The sequence below is a fragment of the Altererythrobacter epoxidivorans genome (assembly GCF_001281485.1).
GTDB classification, from domain to species: Bacteria; Pseudomonadota; Alphaproteobacteria; order Sphingomonadales; family Sphingomonadaceae; genus Erythrobacter; species Erythrobacter epoxidivorans.
This window is the reverse complement of record NZ_CP012669.1, coordinates 2,044,618-2,061,568: the sequence shown is the minus strand read 5'-3', so window position 1 is coordinate 2,061,568 and position 16,951 is coordinate 2,044,618. Positions and strand designations below refer to the sequence as shown.

Below are 16,951 nucleotides of genomic sequence, written 5' to 3'. Positions count from 1 at the left end.
GGGGACACATGGATACGGACCAACAATTGCCATCGCCCAACCTCGCCGCGCGTATGACGGTCTGGATCACTCGGCGCGGCCATGCCACCACGATCGGCAAGCCGGTCATCTTCCTTTCGCTCATTCTCTGTTGGTTTTCGCTGACCAGCCTTGGGGCCTGGCAGGCCAGCCCGGAACCCGTATTTGTGCGGCGTCTCGCCGACGCGCTCTACGCCCCCTTCACTTTCCTCGCCCCGCAGGACAGTTACCTCAACCAGGCAGAGAGCGCGCTTCTCACCGATCCCCTGCTGTGGTTCGGCCGTTTCTTCGGGGCCGCGATACCGATTTATGCGATCGTCTGGGGCGCAATTGCCTGGGGGCGCCGGCGCATGGCGCATGCATTGCTCCCGCTTGCCCGGGGCCATGTGATCCTGTTTTCCGAGCCGGGCGAAGGTGATGGGATTGCGCGCCGCCTTACATTGGATGGCGAGGTAGTCATTCAGGCTGAAGTGGAACCGAGTCCTGAACGGATAGAGGTGATGGGCAATCTCGGAATTATCGTCGTCGATGCCAGTTTGCCTATGGCCTTGCGCCGGTCCAATGCCGAAAAAGCATCGCGGCTGGTGGTGTGGGGCGCCCACGATGCGGAAAACCTCGCAAGGGCACTCGAGATCGGCGAATTGCTGACGTCGCGTCATGAGGACATCCTCGTCCGTATCGAGAGCGCGCAAATGCACCGTGCGATGCGGCTTTCGCGTTCCATCCTGACTCGCCAGGACGCGCGTCTCCGACCAATTTCACTTAATCAGGCTGCAGTCCGAGCCGCACTCGCCAATGCTGAGCTTACCGATGCCGCCCATCGGCTTGGTCTGGCGCGGGTGGAAGTCGGCATCATCGGCCATTCGCAGCTGTTGGAAGAAGTCGCGACCTTTATCCTGCGGCACGCTTGGTCGGCTGGCCTCGCTCCGCCCTGCATCAATATCGATTCTGCCTATACTTCGCACTGGCAGGGATGGTTCGATCTGCACCGACAGGCTTTCGAGTCCTATCCGCGGGTACTTGGCATGCATACCGAACCGGTTTCCTTCGCCAACAACCATCACACACTGACCAACGACGCGACGCTATCGCGTATCGTCATCGATCTCGGAGATGACGCTGCGACAATAGAGGCTGCGTTTCGGATCTGCCTGCATCGTTCGCGCGAGCAGGAACTGAATTACACCATCCAGCCGGTGACACGGTCAGCGCATTCTCTCCGCGCTCTTTATTGCAATGGAGAAATGGATTTCGATGAGCCTATCTCTCTGGCTCTTCACTGCCACGCCGGCTCACTCATGTCCCGCCAGCGCGATCAGGCAGCGGCGCGAAAGCACCTAGTTTATACAGAAGGGTTGCCTGACGAGGCCGATCTGCCCGCGAACAAGCCATGGCGCCATATCGACGAGACCCATGTGCATGCCAGCCGCGCAGCTGCTGAGCACGATCCGATCAAGAAATCGGATCTGGCGCGACTTGGCGATTCAGAAGCGGCGCAGGAACAAATGCATCGCAATGAACATGAGCGCTGGTCGGCAGAACGTTTGCTGGACGGCTGGCTTCCCACGGTCGATCGTGCCGCAACTGACATAAAGCAGCTCCTTCACCGCGATCTCGTTCCCTGGGAGGAACTGAACGCCTCGGACAAGCAGAAGGACGCTGCGCAGGTCGAGGCTCTGATCGCGCAAAAGCGCAAGGATGAGGGCTAGGAAATTTGGATTTCGTACCTGACCACGCAAGGAACCGCATCAGCTGCCAAAAATGGGATGCGTGCTTTCCAGTTGAGGTGGAACTAAGGCGGAGGTTCCGCTTCTAGCCCATTGTTCGACACAATTCGTGAAGAGAGTAGCCTGCGAGAAAATCTCAGGCGACCTTTTTCCCTTTACCTGCGTACCCATTCCCAAGGACGGTGAAAACTTGGTCTCCGGAGACTGGTGCGCTGAACAAGAACCCTTGGATATAATTGCAGCCTTCGCGTCGCAGGACATCGAGCTGCTCATCAACCTCAACACCTTCGGCCAAGGTGTCCATTCCCAACGCATCAGCCAGAGTGGTAATTGCGCGGATGACAGCATGTGCGTTTCCGCCGTTAGAAAGATCCTCGACAAAACTGCGGTCGATCTTGACCTTATCAAAGGGAAAGGATCTCAAATAGCTGAGCGAAGAATAGCCTGTGCCGAAATCATCGAGCGCGATCCTGACGCCAAGGTTGCGTAAGCTATGAAGTGTCGAAAGCGTGCGTTCGACATTCGAGATGAAGATACTTTCAGTTATCTCGAGCTCGAGGCGGCTTGGCTGCAAGCCACTGGCGGACAAGGCTTGCAGAATTGTGTTGGCCAGGCCGGGTGTCCCAAACTGTTTTGGTGAGATGTTCACCGCGACGGAGATGTCGTCCGGCCATAGAGACGCGTGCCTGCAAGCCTCACGGATGACCCAGTCGCCGATTGGCAAGATAAGACCAGTTTCTTCTGCCAGTGGGATGAATTCTGTAGGACTTATTCGTCCCCGCTCGGGGTGGTTCCAGCGGATCAGGGCTTCGAAGCCCGTCATCTTCTCCTCTGCGAGGCTATAAAGCGGCTGGAAATGCAGCTCGAAGTGACCGTCACGAAGCGCAGTGCGTAGGTCTAATTCGGTCTGGCGGCGTAAACGCGCTTGCGCATCAAGCTCTGGTTCGAAAAAATGATAAGTCGACTTCCCTTCGCTTTTGGCGCGATAAAGAGCGAGATCGGCGTTTTTCATCAACGTTACACCGTCCGAACCATCTCCGGGCGCAATTGCTATACCAAGACTTGCAGAGCATTCAGCTTGTTGCCCATCGATCATCACGCTGCGCTCGAAGCATTCTTGCACTCGTTCGGCGACCGCAGCGGGGCTTCCCATTGCATTGTCGAGCATGATTTTGATCGCGAATTCGTCACCGCCAAGGCGTGCGACAAGCGCATCAGGTAATTTGTCCCTGAGATTGCCTGCCACTTCACGCAGTAGCGCATCTCCGCTTGGGTGGCCCAGCGTATCATTAACAACCTTGAAGTCATCAAGGTCGGCGTAGATCACCATCATCTTCTCGCCTTCGCCAAGCCGGCCCGCTTTCAGATTGAGCTGTTCAATGAAAAGCTTTCGGTTCGGCAAGCCCGTAAGGCCATCGTGCAGACCGACATGGATAATCTCGCGCTCACGTTCTTCGATTGCATTGACCATGTTGTTGAAGCTGGACGCTAGGCGCCCAATTTCATCGTTTGTCTCAATGTTGAGGCTGACCTCTTTCCCCTGGCTTAGCAGTCGGGTCGCTTCATCAAGTTTGTTGAGCGGGCCCGTTACGGTCCTGGCAACTCGCCAGCTCAAGCCGATCACCGCCGAAATCCCGCAAAGAGCGAGTAAGATCAGTAGGTAGTTCAGCTTGGAGTACTCAGCGAGCGATGCGGAAAGCGAGTGACGCAAGATAAGGCGAGGTTCTAGGCCGACTTCCATCACCGGAAGTTTCGACACCTGAAAAAGAAACCGTTCGGTCGTCCGGTGCTCGAAGACCTCTCCCTCGGTCGAAGTGGTCAGTCCATTCGGAAGATCGCCCGTCAACGCCACATCTGCATCAATCTCAATAGCTGCTAGATGGCGAAGTCGCTCCAGTTCAGATCTGTCGAGTGGCTGCGCGAGAATAAGCCAGCCGATGAGATCCGGCGCTTCGATCGGTGCCGCAGCTGCGAGTGCCAAGTCATCGCCCAAACGGATGATCCCGTGCTGAGCGCCGTCGTCAAGAGCGTACCAAATCGCGTCTGGTGAGGTTACATCGGCGCCGCCCTGAGCAAGAAGCGATCCATCGAGTTCAAGGACAAAAGCTGCGTCGGTGCGCGAACGGATTTTTAGACTTTCTAGCGCGCTGTTGATGGTCAGCTTATCGCGGGTCGCTACTGCCTCGCGAAAACCGAAGTCTCGCGCCAAAATGTCGGCTGATCCACGCATCTGGTTTGCCCGCAGCGCAATGATTTCGTCAAAGACGCGCCCGTTAGCTTCCATGTCGCGTGCCGCACTACTCTCACCGAAGCGGGACACGCCATTGCTGGCAATAATCACAACAAGCGCAAGGACTGCGGCAAATAGACCAGCATAGAGGACTGCAATACGTATTCTCAGCGAACCAAATCGCAGTGCGTCGATGGAAATTGGCCCCCCGGTCATCTGAGGCGAACCTTGACTTTGCGCGATTGCGAGCCGGTACGCAGAACGAGTGCCTGTGTCAGCTCATTGGCAGGCGCACGGAGGCGAGGGTGCCAAATCGTGAGTTGGCCGCCGCCGGTTGGCATCCCTGCTAGATCGACATAGCCATTGTGATCGGTCTTTGCTGCGAAGGGAGTGTCCGTGACGCGGATATATCCGCGCATGTCATCGTGTATATTGCAGCCAAGCTTTACGCTTCCGACAATCGGGAACTGCTGGCTTCGCGATTGGTCACGGCCATAGAGATCGATCTCAAATCGAGCCGTCTTGGAGAAACTATAAATTGAATGACGCACCCGATCGAGGTTCGGGAATGCCACGGTGCTTCCTTTGGCGACAATCAGTGTTCCGGGTGTAAATTGCTCGTTCTTCTGCGCCATAGCCATTCGCCAGGGGAAGCGGATTGTATCAGACTTCCGAGAAGGCACGTGCATCTCAACGACTGCATCGCGCACCGGCACACCGTTTTCGTCTGTCACTTGAACTCGCAAGCTTGAATCGGAAGCTGCTTGCGCGATCGCTGCGAAAAATATTCCTGTCGGGGCGAGGATTTGAACCAGTCTGCGCAAACTCATTGGCGCGCACTAGGAGGCAAGGATTAAGATTTCCTCGGCTCACACTTAACGCTCATTTAACCATGAGTTCCTAGTGAGCCAGTCATGCATAAAGCACTCATAATTGTGCCCCTTTCGATTGGGCTGTTTTCAAATCATCAGGCACGGGCACAAGGCCTCGAAATCTTTGAGGGCGATAAGCTTGTTTTGACCAACGGCGTCTCCACTATCGAAGGGACCAGCGGTGGCGGTATCGCAACATGGGCGACGATTGCGGGCCGTGAAACTGAAAATGGCATCGGCGTTTCGAGCCATGTTACGATTGTGGAGTTGCCGGATTATGGATGGCAAAGCCATGGCTTCGCCATCGGCGTTGCGAACCGGATCGAGCTTTCCTACGCGCGCCAAAACCTTGACACGCGCAATGTCGGAGAAGCTTTGGGCCTCGGCAAGGGCTACACACTCAATCAGGATGTTTACGGAGCCAAGCTCCGCCTATTCGGTGATCTTGTATATGGGGCTACGATGGTCCCGCAGGTGAGTGTGGGGGTCGAGCACAAGCGAAACTTGGATGGACCGGTGGCTTTTGCTGTGGGCGCTGGTGACGACGAGGGCACCGACTTCACCTTGAGTGCATCCAAACTGCTTCTGGAACACAGCGTCCTGGTCAGCACAACAGCGCGATTTACTAATGCAAACCAGAACGGCTTGCTCGGATTCGGCAATGTGAATGGGAAAGGATACTCGCTCCAGTTCGAAGGCTCGGTTGCCTACCAATTGTCACGGCGGGCGGTCCTTGGAGCAGAATATCGAAGCAAGCCAGATAATCTCGGATTGGGTGAGGACGACTGGCTTGATCTGTTCGGCGCATATGCAGTGACTGATAATGTAACTGTAACGGCGGCTTACGCTGATCTCGGATCTGTCGCCACATTCGAAGACCAGCGCGGCGCGTTCCTTTCTGCGCAGTTGGCATTCTGAAGGGCCCTTTTATGATAGTAACCGCATTGGCCATCGTATTTATCCAGCAGGCGCCGGCCGAAGGGATTGATTGGGACAAAGAGTTTGGGGTCGAAGAACGAGTTCGTGATCCGATTACCGGCGAATTTCCTGTCGATCACTATGTCGAGGACAATGCTAATGCTGGAGCTGAACCGTTTCACAGCGCTCGGCTGGCAACTGAATTTGGCGGTCGCAAAGGAATTGCAAGGATCGCCGAACGGACAGTAGCGATCAGTGAGGCTGACCCTCGTATTTCCGAGATCTTTGTCGCGCATGACACGGTACGTCTCAAGCGGACCCTGTCAGAGCAGCTGTGCTACCTTCTAAACGCTGGATGCGATTATTCGGGTCGTGACATGAATGCTGCGCACGAAGGGATGGGTCTGACAATAGCAGATCTCAACGCCTTGGTTGAGAATCTACAACAGGCCATGAGAGAGGCTGATGTGCCCTTTGGCGCGCAGAATAAGCTTCTCTCCAAACTTGCGCCGATGTCGCGGGTCGTTGTGGAGCGCTGACCATTGCAGCGGCGCTGCGACAATTCATTATCTCGTCAAATGGATTGCTGGTGCCTAGCCTTTGGCACTGATCGCGCCAGTCAAGGATGCTCCTGAGTACGCAGGGTATCTGTTTGGGTGCACACTTTTCATAATCGTCATTATCATCCCGCGGCTGGATGCTTGTCCCGAACGTAGCGCTAGGTAAGGTAGCGCAATGACAAGAATGCCGATGCCCGACGCCGTGCGGCTGGTCGCCACCGACGAGGAGTGGGCCGAATTCCTTGTCTGGCGCGCGCAACCCAAGCCGACGATGCTAGATCGTTACGGCAGATACCCAGACGTTCCGCATGTTCTGGCCGACGAATTGTTCGCCCGCCTTATCGCGCGGTTGAACGAAGGCGGGCTTGTCGCTTTCGGTCTTTGGGGGGGAGGGTCCTCGTTCCAAGAGATCGAGCCCATGCATTGGGCGACAATGCACTACAACATTTGGTTCAATGAACTTGGCTTCGCTGAAGGTGGCCGGGTTGGCTTTGGTTCGGTCTGCGTCGAACAACGCACCTATCAAGTCACCCCTCCCGAGTTGCCGCAAGTGCGTTCTGCAGTGCGTGGAGTTGTGAACAACTGGCTCAAAATGAACACAGATTCCAAGATCACGAAACGGGACATGTTAGCTAAGGTGCGTGAAGAATTGCGCCCAGAATATCATGTGTCTGAAAACCTCTTCACCAGCATCTGGCAAACTGATTTTCCAAAGGAAAACAAATATAAAAACCGCCCTCCAAAGTGAGCGCACTTTAAGGCTGGAGCCTATTTAAAGCCTTGAACCACTTCCTTGCCTCTTAATTTGCGTTCGCTTGCGCAAATCACTCTCGCCTCAATCCAGGGCGAGGTAACCAAGTGGCAGACACGCAGGCCTTTCTAACTACCAAAGAGCTGGCGCACCGTTGGCGCATCAGTCCGCGCACTCTTGAGGGATGGCGCGATAAGGGCATCGGGCCCCGCTACAATAAGATTGGCAACCGGGTGCGCTATCCTATCGGCGCAATCGAGCGTGCCGAACGCGATTGGTCCACGACCGAACAAATCAACTCCTGAACGAATTCGCAATGCGGTCCTTGCGGGCCGCGACGGCGCATTCGTTTGGTTCGATACGTTTGGGGGTGCGCCCAATCCAATTCCGCTACCAAATGGGGTGAGATCAGAGCGGAAACCCGAGTCCGAAAGGCAGAGCGGGGATCTCCAGAATGGCACATCGTTCTGTAAAGCAGCTGCTAAGCGGGAGGGCCGGTGCCGGCACCTTCTGCGCCTGAATGCGATGGCTGGCTCCGGGGAGCATTTCGTACGCAAACAGGGAGGACCAACCCGGCCATTTGGCGGGGGTTGGTCGTCCTATGCCCTCCGCCCCTGGCTTCACCAAGGATCATTTCGCTGGGTTAGGGGCACGATGGCTAAGGGAAGGCCAGCACCGCGGGAGCAATCAAAACAGCGAAGCGGTGCGGGCCTTCCTAAGTCCCAAGCAATCAATAAAGAGACACCCAGGTTCCGCGCATGCTCATGCATGCGCGCTCGTTCAGCACTCTGAGCACTCCCGCCGGGGGGGGGGAGTCAAAACCTTGGATCCTTTCGGAAGGACACCGGCGGGGGGCAAAAAAACTTGCGTGGTCGAAACTTCTAGGGGGGGTCTCGATACCGTCGGGCGCGTTTCGATACCGATAGCTTCTTAGGGACCCGCTAATTCGTTTCATGCTAGCTGCAGCGCTAATCGGCGGGCCCATGCTCTAGTCGATGAACAGGTCTGTGAACCGCACTTGAGCAGCAACGAAAAAATCGGATCAAAGTCTCGAGGGCTTCTGGGTTGGTCATCGACCGAGCCTTCTGGCATAAACACGGTCCATCCCCGGCGTGCTCACTCGCGTCTATCCCGTAAGCAATCTCTGACATCCGAGCGCCTAGGCGGAAAAGCGTCAGTGTGGCGCAAACTTACAGTCGGTGAGCAAGATTCACTTGTTGCGAACAGAGGGTTTGGGATTGGGCTGCCTCCTCCAAATGCGACAGCGGCCAATACTCGGCATTCCACAGACAAATTTTCAGCCAACCTTAACTCAGTTCCTTTAGGAAAAGGGGCTAGCAACCGAGACCCTTTTGCATGCGCCTCCGTCGTAGAATAAATCCCTGGTTCCGCCGCGCGCTGCTTGCGTTGGCGCTCATCCTGATCCCTCTGTCTTTATTAGGCGTCCACGTCCTGATTCAGAGAGAGTTTGCTGAGGTGCGGAACCTCCGCACTACTGCCGAGCAAACGGTGGCAAATCGCGACGAGCTCGCCCAGTTGTTGGCGTTGCACCTTGATGTCGAAACCGGCGTGCGCGGATATGTGCTTACTGGCGACAAGAATTTCCTACGCCCATACCTTGCGGCAATTCCGCAGCGCGATGCCCATTTCGCGCGCCTCTCTAAAGATATCGATTCTGACCGGCAGACAAAGCTGAATGAGCTAATGCGGCTGTCAGACGAGAAGCTCGCTCATGCAGCGCTGAACGTTAGCGACATGCTTGCAGGCGACGCGGAAAGTGCCCGTCGGCGAATTGCCGAAGGTCATGGCCGCGATGTCATGGATGCGATCCGATCAGCAATCGCCGAAATGGACTCCGAGGAAAGTGAGCGACTCTCAACACTGACTAAGGCTGGCAGCGGTTCTCGCGACGAAGTCGAACGATCTGTCACTTTTCTCGTCGCCGCTCTGGCTGTGCTACTGATCTTCGTCGCAATTATTGTAAGCTCATCATTCAGGCAACGTCACCACGCCTTGGAGCGGGTTGAGCTGCTCGCAGAGCGCCAAAAGGCGATGTTTGACGGGGCGGTGGACGGGATGCTCTGGCTCGATCAGGCGGGTAACATTCTACGAATGAACCCAAGCATTATCCGAATGTTTGGCTTCTCCGAAAACGAACTGATCGGACAGCACAATTTGGTGCTTATGCAGCACGAGCATACGCTCGAAGAATCGCGCGCGTGGCTGGCAAGTGTTGGCGAAGCCGGGGCCGATGGCGCGGGAAAAAGGCAGGAATTTATTGGTCAGCGAGCTGATGGGTCCACCTTCGAGACCGAGGTTGCGATCAGTCGTGTGGAGGGAGAGGACGATGGGGCGTATAGCTACATTGCTTCGATCCGCGACATCTCACACCGCAAACGCGCCGAGCGAATGAAAACAGAGTTCGTTTCTACCGTAAGCCACGAATTGCGCACTCCGCTCACGTCAATCGCAGGTTCCCTGGGGCTGGTCATGGGCGGGGCTGCAGGTCAATTGGAGGAGAAACCTCGACGCCTGATAAGCATTGCGCATGCCAATTGCGAAAGGCTTATACGCCTCATCAACGATATTCTCGACATTGAGAAAATCGAGTCCGGCAAGATGGAATTCGATTACCGACGCGTACAGATTGGGGCCTTGGTGAACCGCATAAGCGAAGCGATGACCGGCTTCGCGGAGAAGCACGAAGTGTCGCTGGCGGTTAACCTGCCACCTTGGCCTCAGTTTATCATGGGCGATCCGGACAGATTGGATCAATTGCTCACCAATCTCATTTCCAACGCCATCAAGCATTCACCTTCTGGTGAAACAGTTGAAATTGTTGGCCTCCAGCATGGCAAATCTGCACGCATCGAAGTCCGTGATCGCGGGGCAGGGATCCCCTTGGCTTTCCGCGACCGGATCTTTGGCAAGTTCGCGATGGCCGACGCATCTGACAGCCGCACAAAAGGTGGGACAGGCCTTGGCCTTTCGATCGCCCGTGAAATTGCTGGGCGGCACGGCGGAGAAATAGGCTTCGTTGATCGGGCGGGCGGCGGCACGATATTCTGTGTGGACCTTCCCCTTGCCGGAGAGCAACCTCTCGAAATATCGCCAACAGATAAGGGGCTGCCACTTGTTCTGCATCTGGATGACGACGTGGATTGCCTGACTGTGGTTGCAGGTGCCTTTGCAAACCGCGCCCGCGTGCAGTCTGTTGCGTCGCTTTCCGAAGCGCTTGACGCCTTTGCGTTCAAGAATTTTGCCGCGCTGGTCATCGACATCGGGCTGGACGGGGCGAATGGACTGACACTTGTCGAGGAGGTGCGTAAGACCGATCCCAACCTGCCAATTATTCTATTTACGGCGATGGACGAAAGCCTCAGCCGTCATGGCGCTGATCGATTGCTCATAAAAAGTCGCGTATCAGTTGATAGCCTTGTCGAAACTACAATGGACCTTGTTGCCCAGCGCACCAGAAAGGCGGCTTAATGAAGGTGCTCTATGTTGATGACGAGCCGGATATCCGCGAGATTGCCGAAATGGCACTCAGCTTGGATCCGGACTTCGCAGTCCGCACGGCTTCGTCAGCCGCAGATGCACTCTCCATTTTGAAAGAATGGGCGCCAGACGTCGCGTTGCTCGATGTCATGATGCCCGGAATGGATGGACCGACTCTGGAAGCGGAATTACGTCGATCAGAACGCTATGCTTCCCTACCCGTGATTTTCGTCACAGCGCGCGCTCAGCGCAGCGAATTGCAGAGCTTCTCGACGAACGGTGCAGTCGGCGTGATCGCCAAGCCCTTCAATCCGATGACGCTGGCACAGAGTGTGCGCGAGATTCTGCGTTGAGCGACGCTATGAAGGCCAAGATGCATGAACTGGCGGCGCGATTTGCCGCCCAGGTCGGCAATTATCGCGCTGTGCTGGAGCAGGCGATGAATGCTAATGACCTAGGCGAGGTGCAAGCTCTGGCGCATAAATTGGCCGGTATTGCTCCGATGTTCGGCTACGAAAACGTAGGCAATGCTGCGCTGGATCTAGAGGACGCGGTTTCAGCTGGCGAGAACCATTCCGCAGCAGCGCAGCAGCTGGATTTTCTTCTCGCTTCGATCGAGGCCTAGCTAGCGGAAAAGCCCTTACGGGTCATTGTTCCCCAGCCCTGTTGCCTGCGTATGAATTGCCACCACCCCTGCATTCGCCAGAGGTTGGAAATCTGCCGGTATCCGAAGTTTTCTACCACAGCGATACCAGCCAGAACCGCCAGTTCACGCGCCTTGGGGAAACGCCGCAGTTGCAATTCTTCCAATACGAGGGTCGCCATGGAAAGAAAGATCCCGAGTGTGAATGTGACCGCTAGAAATGCGAGAAGCCAGGGAAAGGCAAGCAGTCCCAGCGCCCAAAGGAGGGGGACGAGAACATACCCCATGACTTCGAGCAATGGACCCAGCACATCCACCAGCAGGATCTGTCCAAAGCCGATCATACCGATCCGGCCATAGCGAGGGTTGAAAAGCATGTCCTTGTGCTTGACGAAACATTCCAGCGCACCGCGCTGCCACCGAGCACGCTGACGCCCCAGAACACTCAGCGAATCCGGGCACTCAGTCCAGCACACTGGCTCGGCTATGAACTCAATGCGATAATCGCGTTTTTGCTCTCGCATCAGGCGATGAAGCTTGAGCACGAGTTCCATATCTTCACCCACGGTCCCATGGCTGTAGCCCCCTACGGCAACTACATGGCGGCGGCGGAATAGACCAAAGGCCCCCGAGATCACGGTCAGGGCCTGCATCTTTCCGAGCCCAACCCGGGCCATGAGGAAAGCGCGCAAATATTCAACGATCTGCACCAACGCCAGAAAGTTACGCGGTAGTTTGATATCGGTGATACGTCCGGAATCCACCTTGCAGCCATTTGCGATCCGGATCGTACCGCCGGCCGCGATGGTCAAATGAGGATTGTCCACAAAGGGTCGTACGACGCGCAGCAAGGCATCCGGCTCGAGGAGGGAATCGGCGTCAATGGCGCAGAAAAGCTCGGTCCGGCTGCAATTGATCCCAGCGTTGAGAGCATCAGCCTTGCCACCATTAATCTTGTCGACAACCAGAAGCCGCGGCAGCCTGGGTGATGCATAGAAGCCGCGGATCTCGGCGTGGTCGACACTTCGATCGACGTATCGATCGACCTGCTCCAAATTAAATTCGGCGATGAGCCGTGCCAGCGTACCATCGTTCGAGCCATCATTGATCACGATGACCTCAAAATCAGGATATTGCAGTGCGAGCAGACTGCGCGTGCTTTCGACGATCGTTAGTTCTTCGTTGAACGCCGGTGCCAGAACAGAAATCGCCGGAGCTTGCTCAGAATAGCGACGCCATAATGTGGCGCTGCGGGGCACTGGAGGACGAGAACCAAGCGCTGCTGCCGCATAGAGCAACAAGACGAAGTTGAATGCGGTCTGCAAAATACCTGTGACAATGACCACCGCAGCAATGGCTTCCGCCGAGGCAACCATCCATGCAGATGGATCATATATGGAGATGCCGTTCATGTTGCGCGGCCTTCAACAAGCATCTTGGTTGCGACGGTACGCACTACCGGATCTTCACTGCTACTTGCTTCGCGCAAGATCGCTATGCCTCGCGGGCCGAGCTTGAGCAAAGCCATGCTTGCACGATAACGTACAAAATAAACTGGATCGCGGAGCAGTTCACCAAGATGTCTGACCGCTTGCGATAGACCTGCGTTGCCTGCAGCTTCTGCGGCCGAAGCGCGCACCGTCCATTCCACGCTCGAAAGACCATCAATTATTGCCTCTGCGCCAGCAGGATGGCCGGTGCGCCCAAGCGCGCGATAAACGCGCGGCTGCAATTCTGGCTCGCCAGCGGATTCACGTGCCATGTATGCCAGCAAAGGGGCATATTCGCCGCCCAAGTTTGCCAGTGCATCCATCGCAGCAACCTTGGTTTCGTAAGGCAAGCTTCTCTCGAACAGTAGCGCTGCTACAGCCTCGGAGTTCTTTCCCGCTAAATCGGCCATTAGCGAGACAAGTAAGAGCGAACTTTCCTGCTGTCCCACCCCCAGCTTTTCTATGAGGGCCAATGGCTCTGGTGCTGCTCCCTTTTGCGCAAGCGCCATTGCTACACCGAGGCGGACGTCGCGATTGCGGTCATCAAGCGCTTTACATGCCAGCTCGCTGCAATTGTCGAACAGCGTTATGGCTTCAGCAGCAGACAGGCGCTTTTGAGCCGACCAGGAACGCATGCGGCGCAAGAGCAAGTCCGGGATGCCAAGCGCGGTTGCGCGAATGATCAGGATATCTCGTTCCGATCCGCGGGTCATTTCGGCAAGCTCGATTGTGAGATTGGCCGCAACAGCGAGTTCACCGCCTGAAACCTTCTCCAGATGTTGCGGATCGCCGGACAGCAGGACTGGCAATAGCTTCTGGCGCGCGAGGTCGTGCCTGCCTGTGAAACGTGCAGCGATGATCCGCGCGCTTATCAGGATAAACAAGGCGAGCACGCCCAGAAGACAAAGCACGAGGGACACTTCCCATAAGGCGCGGAGGGTCGTCACAGGCTGAACTTGATCCCCATCCGTCCTTCAGTGCGATCAGATCCTGTCTCACGCCATTCATGTGCGAGGCTGCCGATAAGCGAGATATCCTGTGTCACCGGAATCTCCCCGCCTCCGAACAGACTTGTCGTATCGCGCACCTCGCCCAAGTCCGTTTCCGGACCAGATGCTATTCCAAAGAAAAGCCTTTCACGTTCTCGTGGAAGATAGTCGGCCCATAGAGAAGCGCCGAACAGGAGATCGTCGCTGTCTGCAGCCACTGCGTTTGCCGTGGCCGAAATGGCAAAGCGGCCTCCGCCCAAATATTGTGTGATCCCTGGACGTAGGCTCCAGACGTCTTGTGCAGGAAATCGCTGCCAAGCGCCGTCGAGAGACAACACTGTGCTCGGGCCTAGCCGTGTATCAATTCCGGCGGTGAGGCCAATTTCAGGGCGAAAATCGGCGGAAGGTGTTATCGAGCCACCTACGCGGAGCCACACATTTTCGCCCGCTCGGTGAGTAAGAAGTGCTCCCAGCTCGACATCCTCGACGCTGAAACGCTCATACCAATGGGCGCGGATGTCGAGCATGTCGCGCTCGCCGGTAGGGACCGCGAGAACGGCACCAGCTTCCTTCCAGTCGCTCTGGCCGCCCTCGAGCTCGCTCATTGCCCCTTCGAGGAGAATGAAGCCCGACCGTGTAGCCGAACCACGTGCTCGTCGCTCTGCGACAAGGCTCCGACCCTTCGTTGCATCTTCGTATTCGGGTGCAGTGACCAGCACTCTGGAAAAAGCGCTTTCCGCTTCGTCGAACCGACCGAGCGCCAACAGCGCGTAGCCGTATTGCACGCGGGCATCGACATCCTCTGGATGCTCTTCAAGCCAGGGTTCGAGCAGATCTACTGACAGGGCAGCGTCGCCAGAGAGCCTTGCCGCAACTGCGCGGTCATAGGTGCTGCCTTGAGCCACCGCAGGCAATGCTGCCGTCAAGCAATGCGCTGCGAGAAGTATTGCCGCCAGGCGCATCACTTGCGTCTCAACAAGCGAGCAAGCCGCGCAAGCAGTTCCTCTGGCATAAAGGGTTTAACCAGATAATCGTTCGCCCCAAGTTCTAAGGCACCGACAATATCTGCCTCACCACGCCGCGCTGTAAGCATGATCACTGGCGTTTCTGCGTGTATGGTTGATGCGCGCATCTGGCGCAGAACTTCGAAGCCGTCATATACCGGCATCATTGCGTCAAGAACCACCGCATCCGGAGCAGAGTCTGCAAGGCGAGCGAGCGCTTCGCGACCATCAGAAGCAGAAATAGCTCTATAGTCCCGCTCCTGCAGGCGGAACTCGAGCAATTCCCGCATCAGCGGTTCATCATCTGCGACAAGAATTGTGAACATTGCGACCTGGCGACCTGACCCACGAAACTACGGGTATTGTACTCGGCTCTTGGTTAAAATCGGATTAATTCCTAAACACTTCGGCACAGATTTTTCTTGGGGTGGCAAACCAATATGGGCACCCGATCGGCAGTGCTCGATTCTTCCAATTAACTCTAGGGAAGCCAGCGGTATCGAAAATCAGCCCTCGATGATCGCCGTAAGCGCCCTCGCGACTTGGTTGAGAGTGTCCGGATGCGTCCACATGGGATGCTGACGAGACTGGTCTGCTAACTCGGTCTCGCGTCCCGCCAGGATTCCGCCAAGCGCGCCCCCCATAAACACCAGTCGCTGATTGAGGATGCTCGGTGAGATGTCTTTCTTCAATAAGCGAACTTCATCAAGGCAGCGCTGGTAGCCCGAGTTCCATTGCCCTGCGAGCGCATCCATGAATAGCGCGCGATTGGACGATTGCAGGCCGACGACAAAGCGATTGTAGCATTCGCCCCATTCGGGCGGATCGGGATCGATCGAAGTGTCGACGAGGATCTGCATAATCTCAAGAACCGACTTCGGCCCGCCTGCTTCCGACGCTGCGTCCAGCGCAGCATTGCGCCGCGCATCGATCGCGCGCGCACCATCGACAATCAGCACTCTGATCAGCGCTTCCTTCGATCCGAAATGATAAGTCAGCGCGGCGTGGTTCTTCTGCCCCGCCGCCTCCGCGATCTGGCGTACGGTCACTCCGTCGACACCGCGCTCTGCAAACAGCTTGAGCGCCACAGCCTTGATGTGAGCCGGTGCTCCCGATTGAACAGTCGACTGATCCCGCGCCATCAGCAGCATCTGCCATTGACAACACGATTGGTCAAATGCAGTTATCCAGTTGGATAAAAGGGGGGTAGAGGGTGATCGAAGGCGTCGACCTTTCCGCACTGGTGGACTGGATGGATGCGCACGGCGTTGGCGCCGGGCTGATCTCCGACCCAGTGCTACTGGCCGGTGGCACACAGAACATCCTCGTGCGTTTCCGTCGCGGATCATCAACTTACGTCCTGCGGCGGCCACCAAAGGTCCCGCGCGCCAATTCCAACGAGACCATGCGCCGCGAAGCCCGCGTGCTTGCCGCGTTGGAGGGTTCGAGCGTTCCGCATCCACGGCTCATCGCGGCATGCGGCGATGAGGAGGCCCTCGGCGTCGCCTTTTACCTCATGGAAGCCATCGACGGGTTCAATCCGACACAGGGGCTCCCTCCGCTGCACACCGGCGACGCTGCTGCACGTCACCGGATCGGGCTATCGATGGTCGAGGCCATCGCGGCATTGGGGGAGGTCGACTATCGCGCCGTCGGCCTCGAAGGTTTCGGCAAGACCGACAATTACCTCGAGCGGCAGGTCGGGCGCTGGAAGGCGCAGCTGGCGAGCTATGAGGATTTTACCGAATGGACAGGCCCGCAGTCGATCCCAGGCGTCGGTGCAGTTGCAGACTGGCTCGACGCGAAACGGCCGACCGAGTTCAGGCCCGGAATTATTCATGGCGACTTCCATCTTGCGAATGTGCTGGTCCGTCCGGATTCGGGCGATATCGCCGCGCTCGTCGACTGGGAGCTCTGTACGATCGGTGATCCCCTGCTCGATCTCGGCTGGCTGCTTGCGACATGGCCCGAAAGCGACGTCCCACGCGCGACCGACGTCGCAATCACGCCGTGGGACGGCTTTGCTACTCCCGAGGAGCTGGTCGATCACTATGCGCTAGTGAGTGGCCGCGATCTGGCTGCGATCGACTGGTACGTCGTCCTTGCCTGCTACAAGCTCGGGATCATCCTCGAAGGCACCCATGCCCGCGCCTGCGCCGGCAAAGCCCACAAGGAAACGGGAGACCGCCTCCACGCGCACACACTCGACCTGTTCGACCACGCATTGCGCCGGATTGCAGCGAAGGAGTAG

The 16,951-nt window shown here is 56.8% G+C and carries 16 protein-coding genes; 9 read left to right on the top strand and 7 right to left on the bottom strand.

What is annotated here, in order from left to right:
- The first annotated feature begins 8 nt into the window (after positions 1-8).
- The gene (locus AMC99_RS10300) at positions 9-1,727 is read left to right on the top strand and encodes a hypothetical protein (RefSeq protein ID WP_061926279.1); all 1,719 of its coding nucleotides are present in this window, start codon (positions 9-11) and stop codon (positions 1,725-1,727) included.
- A 154-nt stretch (positions 1,728-1,881) separates the two neighbouring features.
- On the opposite strand, the gene AMC99_RS10295 is transcribed toward AMC99_RS10300, so the two are convergent.
- Positions 1,882-4,191, bottom strand: a complete 2,310-nt coding sequence (locus AMC99_RS10295; protein ID WP_061926277.1) for a putative bifunctional diguanylate cyclase/phosphodiesterase — start codon at positions 4,189-4,191, stop codon at positions 1,882-1,884.
- The gene (locus AMC99_RS10290) at positions 4,188-4,805 is read right to left on the bottom strand and encodes a cupredoxin domain-containing protein (protein WP_061926275.1); all 618 of its coding nucleotides are present in this window, start codon (positions 4,803-4,805) and stop codon (positions 4,188-4,190) included. Before AMC99_RS10290 ends, AMC99_RS10295 begins: the two co-directional genes overlap by 4 nt.
- Before the next feature lie 84 nt (positions 4,806-4,889).
- On the opposite strand from AMC99_RS10290, the gene AMC99_RS10285 reads away from it, so the two are divergent.
- The 7 genes from AMC99_RS10285 (at position 4,890) to AMC99_RS10255 (ending at position 11,199) form a co-directional block, all read left to right on the top strand.
- Complete coding sequence (locus tag AMC99_RS10285; protein ID WP_061926273.1) at positions 4,890-5,765, top strand: DUF3034 family protein; 876 nt, start codon at positions 4,890-4,892, stop codon at positions 5,763-5,765.
- An 11-nt stretch (positions 5,766-5,776) separates the two neighbouring features.
- The gene (locus AMC99_RS10280) at positions 5,777-6,304 is read left to right on the top strand and encodes a group I truncated hemoglobin (RefSeq protein ID WP_083440143.1); all 528 of its coding nucleotides are present in this window, start codon (positions 5,777-5,779) and stop codon (positions 6,302-6,304) included.
- Positions 6,305-6,515: 211 nt separating this feature from the next.
- Entirely contained in the window at positions 6,516-7,073 is a 558-nt protein-coding gene (locus tag AMC99_RS10275; RefSeq protein WP_157058304.1) for a hypothetical protein, read from the top strand.
- A gap of 110 nt (positions 7,074-7,183) precedes the next feature.
- Complete coding sequence (locus tag AMC99_RS14300; protein WP_061926269.1) at positions 7,184-7,381, top strand: helix-turn-helix domain-containing protein; 198 nt, start codon at positions 7,184-7,186, stop codon at positions 7,379-7,381.
- Between the two features lie 1,051 nt (positions 7,382-8,432).
- Positions 8,433-10,565 (top strand): ATP-binding protein, encoded by a 2,133-nt coding sequence (locus AMC99_RS10265; RefSeq protein WP_061926267.1) that lies wholly within the window; start codon positions 8,433-8,435, stop codon positions 10,563-10,565.
- Positions 10,565-10,927: a response regulator gene (locus AMC99_RS10260; RefSeq protein ID WP_061926264.1), complete on the top strand. Its 363-nt coding sequence runs from the start codon at positions 10,565-10,567 to the stop codon at positions 10,925-10,927. Before AMC99_RS10265 ends, AMC99_RS10260 begins: the two co-directional genes overlap by 1 nt.
- The gene (locus tag AMC99_RS10255; protein WP_198143518.1) at positions 10,924-11,199 is read left to right on the top strand and encodes an Hpt domain-containing protein; all 276 of its coding nucleotides are present in this window, start codon (positions 10,924-10,926) and stop codon (positions 11,197-11,199) included. Before AMC99_RS10260 ends, AMC99_RS10255 begins: the two co-directional genes overlap by 4 nt.
- On the opposite strand, the gene AMC99_RS10250 is transcribed toward AMC99_RS10255, so the two are convergent.
- From AMC99_RS10250 to AMC99_RS10230, 5 genes are all read right to left on the bottom strand, one after another.
- Entirely contained in the window at positions 11,196-12,629 is a 1,434-nt protein-coding gene (locus AMC99_RS10250; RefSeq protein ID WP_061926261.1) for a glycosyltransferase family 2 protein, read from the bottom strand. The genes AMC99_RS10255 and AMC99_RS10250 overlap by 4 nt on opposite strands.
- Positions 12,626-13,627, bottom strand: coding sequence for a HEAT repeat domain-containing protein (locus AMC99_RS10245; RefSeq protein ID WP_157058303.1), 1,002 nt, complete (start codon positions 13,625-13,627; stop codon positions 12,626-12,628). Before AMC99_RS10245 ends, AMC99_RS10250 begins: the two co-directional genes overlap by 4 nt.
- A gap of 23 nt (positions 13,628-13,650) precedes the next feature.
- Positions 13,651-14,622: a YaiO family outer membrane beta-barrel protein gene (locus AMC99_RS10240; RefSeq protein WP_198143516.1), complete on the bottom strand. Its 972-nt coding sequence runs from the start codon at positions 14,620-14,622 to the stop codon at positions 13,651-13,653.
- Between the two features lie 35 nt (positions 14,623-14,657).
- Entirely contained in the window at positions 14,658-15,026 is a 369-nt protein-coding gene (locus AMC99_RS10235; protein ID WP_061926254.1) for a response regulator transcription factor, read from the bottom strand.
- 180 nt (positions 15,027-15,206) lie between these two features.
- Positions 15,207-15,842, bottom strand: coding sequence for a TetR/AcrR family transcriptional regulator (locus AMC99_RS10230; protein ID WP_061927928.1), 636 nt, complete (start codon positions 15,840-15,842; stop codon positions 15,207-15,209).
- Positions 15,843-15,913: 71 nt separating this feature from the next.
- Here AMC99_RS10230 and AMC99_RS10225 point away from each other — a divergent pair, with 71 nt between their 5' ends.
- A complete protein-coding gene (locus AMC99_RS10225; RefSeq protein ID WP_157058302.1) occupies positions 15,914-16,951 on the top strand; it encodes a phosphotransferase family protein in 1,038 nt (345 codons plus the stop codon).